Consider the following 3,995-nt stretch of genomic DNA (forward strand, 5'->3'; position numbering starts at 1 on the left):
GCCCAGGGCGTTGTAAGCGTGGTGGTAGTCGGGCTTGAGCTGGATGGCGCGCCGCAGCAGACGTTCCATTTCATCCATCGAACCCAGCTTTTCAGCCATCATGGCCTGGTCGTACAGCAGTTCGGTTTCGTCGGGGTTTTTTGCCAGGGCTTGCGCCAGCACATCATGGGCCAGCTGGTACTGCTTGAACTCACGGAGCAGGCCTACTTCTGCGTTCAATTTCAGCCTTGCGTCCGCAGCGTTGCGTTCGGGGAGCTTGCGGATCAGCTGGCGTCCTTCTTCCAGTTTGCCCTGGCTGGCAAGGATGGAGGCGCGCCGGGTTTGGGCCTGGGTCAGGTCAGCGGAATCTTCAATCCTGGCCAGCCAGCCTTCTGCCGCCGCATAGTCCTTGCGTTTTTCGGCCAGTTGGGACAACGAGAGGTAGGCCTGGGCCAGGCCGCGGTTGCGCTCGCCCTCGGCGGTCTGCTGCTGGGCCAGGGTGACGTAGCGCTCCAGCGAGGTTTGTGCCTGTGCCAGCTGGTTGTCCTGCAATTGCAGGGAGCCCAGCACCAGCCAGCCTTCGGGAAGCTCGGGTTTTTCGCGGGTCACCACTTGCAGCTGGGCGGCGGCTTCGGCGTAGCGCTGGGCATCCAGCAGCGCGCGCGCATAGGCCATCCGCACTTCAGGCAGGGCTTTGGCGTTGCCTTCAAAGTATTTGCGGACCAGATTTTCTGCTTCAGGCTGTTTCGGGTCCATCAGTTCCAGCCCGACCAGGGCCGGGCCTTCGGAGAGCGGGCCTGCAGCCTGCGCGCGCCTGGCTGCCGCAAGCGCGCCGTTGCTGTCGCCGGAGGCCAGCCGCATGCGCCCCACCGTGGTCCAGGCGGCGCTGGCGGTGGCGGGGCTGTTCAGGTAGGTGGCCAACGCTTCTTCGGCCACCGTGCTGGCCAGCTTTTTGTCGGGCACACGCGCGTAAATCCGGGGTACCGCAGTCAATGCCGCAGCGCGTTCCATTTCCGGAGCAAGCCGGATTTCGGTTTGCAGCGGTTCGGTCGTGTCGGCAATTCGGTTCAATGCCACCAGGATCTGCAGGACATAACGGTTTGCCTCGCGCGAGGCGGGCTGCTCTGCCTTCCAGGCCTGGGCTGCCTGCAGTGCGGCATCGCCAGAGCGCGACTGCAGTGCGATGTCCGTAGCGCGCTGGTAGAGCTGCGCATCGCCGGTTTTGCGGGCGGCGTCCAGCATGAGCGCAAATCCTGCGGCGGGCTCGCCTTCCTGCAGGGTCATTTCACCCACCAGCAGCTGGTAAAAAAGGGCACCATCCAGCTGCGATGATGGAGTCGCTTCCTGTGCGGCCTTGGCCTCGACAAGCGTTGAGGGCGCAGCCAGGAGCGGTTCTTCGGTCTGCGCCAGGACCAGGGGAACAGCCAGCCACAGGCCGCTGATGGCAAGGCCAATTTTTTTCTTCATCGAACCATGATAATTGAAGCTTCCCGGCTGCGCTGCCGCTTTACGCCGCGGCCCTGATCTTCGGCTGGCCCACCGCTGTCTTCTTGCGCCATGCAGTAGCGCCCTTATTTACAAAACCATGCCTGAGCTGCCAGAAGTTGAAGTCACCCGGTTGAGCTTTGCGGACCGTATCGCCGGCGCCGTCATTGAGCGCGTCCAGATGGGCAAGCCCCTGCGCTGGCCGCTGGGCTGCGCGCCCCACAAGCTTGCCGGCCAGAAGGTGCTGGCGGTTCGCCGCCGCGGCAAGTACCTTTTGGTGGATCTGAGCAACGGGCTGCTGCTGATCCACCTCGGAATGTCCGGTAGCGTGGCTTTCGGCGACGGTTTCCCCGCCTTGGGCAAGCACGACCACTTTGAAATGGCCACCAGCCGGGGCACTTTGCGTCTGAACGACCCGCGCCGGTTTGGGGCTGTGGTGTATGCCAGCGATGAAGGCGCGCCTGCCGCCCAAAAGCTGCTTGGCCGGCTCGGCGTCGAGCCGCTGACGGACGCTTTTGACTCGGAAAGCTTTCACCGGGCGCTAAAACTGCGGCAAACGGCGATCAAGCAGGTATTGCTGGGCGGGGAGGCCGTGGTTGGTGTCGGCAATATTTATGCGTCGGAAGCCCTGTTCCTGGCCGGAATCCGGCCGACCACCCGGGCAAACCGGATCAGCAAGCCCCGCGCGGCCTTGCTTCACGGGGCGATCCGCCAGGTACTGGCCCAAGCTGTTACAAAGGGGGGGAGCACCCTGAGGGACTTTTCGAATGCACAGGGTGAATCGGGCTATTTCCAGCTGGAAGCCATGGTTTATGACCGCGCCGGCTTGCCCTGCCGGGTGTGCGCAGCACCCGTGAAGACCCTCCGGCAGGGGCAAAGGTCCACTTTTTACTGTGCGAATTGCCAGAAACCTTGAGTCCGTAGACGCGCCAATGGTTCTTTCGGGTTTGCGATGCTATATTGACCGACACACTTTACGGTAGACCGATGTCTTTTAACGAACAATTTGACCAGCACGGCACGTGGCGGCGCGAATTCGCGTTGCGCCTGAAACTGCTTGCAGAGTGGATGAAGGACCATGACCTGCTGGATGCAGCGGTTGAGGAGCGCCTGCAGCGGCTCGAGTCACAGGTACGTTCCGACAAGGTCATGGTCGCCTTTGTGGCCGAATTCTCGCGCGGCAAGTCCGAGCTGATCAATGCGATCTTTTTTGCCGGTTATGGCCGCCGCATCATGCCGGCAAGCGCTGGCCGCACCACCATGTGCCCGACCGAGCTGGGCTACGACGCGGATGTGCCGCCCTGCCTGCGCCTGCTTCCCATCGAGACGCGCCTGCAGAAGCAAGCCCTCATGGAGTGGCGCGCGGTACCTGAAAAATGGACACGGATCGACCTCGACGTGAATGACCCGGCGCAATTGGCGCAGGCGCTCGAAAAAGTGGCCGAAGTCCGCCATGTCACCCAGGACGAAGCCCGCTCTCTTGGTTTCTGGCATGACAGCAGCCCGGAGGACAACCCGCGTGTAGGCGCAGACGGCCTGATAGAGGTGCCCAAGTGGCGCCACGCGCTGATCAATATTGCGCACCCGCTTCTCAAACAGGGCCTGGTCATCCTGGATACGCCGGGTCTCAATGCCATTGGCGCAGAACCCGAACTGACGGTGAGCCTGATCCCCCAGGCCCATGCCGTGGTGTTCATACTGGCCGCCGATACCGGTGTCACCAAGTCCGACCTCGCCATATGGCGCGAGCATTTGATCACCGACGGTGATGGCACCGATGCACGCCTGGTGGTGCTCAACAAGATCGACACCCTTTGGGACGCGTTAAGCACGCCCGAACAAGTACAGGCACAGATCGACAAGCAGCGTGCAACATCTGCCGAAATCCTGGGCCTGCCTGAATCCCAGGTCATTCCCGTATCGGCCCAAAAAGGGCTGGTGGCCAAGGTCACGCGAGACAAGGCCTTGCTGGAGGCCAGCCACCTGCCTGCCCTCGAGCTGGCGCTGGGGCAGGGCGTGATGGGACAGCGCCAAAAAATTCTGCGTACAGCGGTGTCGGGCGGTATCAGCGAACTCCGGACCGAAGCGGGGCGGGCCATGCACATCCGCCGGCGCGATCTGGCCGAACAGATGATTGAGTTGCGTGGCCTGAGAGGAAAGAACGTCTCGGTCATCAAGCACATGCGCAGCCGCATCGAGCAGGAGCAGGCTGAGTTCGACACCAGCGGCTCGAAAATTCACGCGGTACGTTCCGTCCACCTCAAATTGCTCCGTGACGTATTCAATCTGCTCAGCACGCCGACGCTCAAGGCAGAACTGGCCGAGCTGACGCATGCGCTGAAGCAGCCGGGCATCAAGCTGGGCGTCAAGAAGGCTTATGGCCAGACTTTTTCCCGCCTTCGCGAGGGACTGCAGAAGTCACAGATCATGAGCAGTGAAATCCAGTCCATGTTGACTGCATCCTTTCGCCAGCTCAATGCCGAGTTCAGTTTTTCGCTGCAGGCGCCAAAAGAGCCGGAGCTGATCCGCTA

The 3,995-nt window shown here is 62.1% G+C and carries 3 protein-coding genes; 2 read left to right on the forward strand and 1 reads right to left on the reverse strand.

The genetic code is table 11. The features are described from left to right. Window positions 1-1,446 (reverse strand): tetratricopeptide repeat protein (locus AC1DWI_RS15670; protein ID WP_477725170.1); only part of this gene is annotated, 1,446 nt, incomplete at its 3' end. Between the two features lie 118 nt (window positions 1,447-1,564). Here AC1DWI_RS15670 and mutM point away from each other — a divergent pair. Both mutM and AC1DWI_RS15680 read left to right on the forward strand, forming a co-directional pair. Continuing rightward, window positions 1,565-2,380 (forward strand): bifunctional DNA-formamidopyrimidine glycosylase/DNA-(apurinic or apyrimidinic site) lyase, encoded by an 816-nt coding sequence (mutM, locus tag AC1DWI_RS15675; protein WP_477668278.1) that lies wholly within the window; start codon window positions 1,565-1,567, stop codon window positions 2,378-2,380. Between the two features lie 71 nt (window positions 2,381-2,451). After that, window positions 2,452-3,995 (forward strand): dynamin family protein (locus AC1DWI_RS15680; RefSeq protein ID WP_477725171.1); only part of this gene is annotated, 1,544 nt, incomplete at its 3' end.

The sequence above is a fragment of the Polaromonas sp. P3_C2 genome (assembly GCF_056402675.1).

Excerpts from the sequence above, each read along its gene's own strand:
- mutM (WP_477668278.1), top strand. The coding sequence starts at position 1,565 with ATGCCTGAGCTGCCAGAAGTTGAAGTCACCCGGTTGAGCTTTGCGGAC.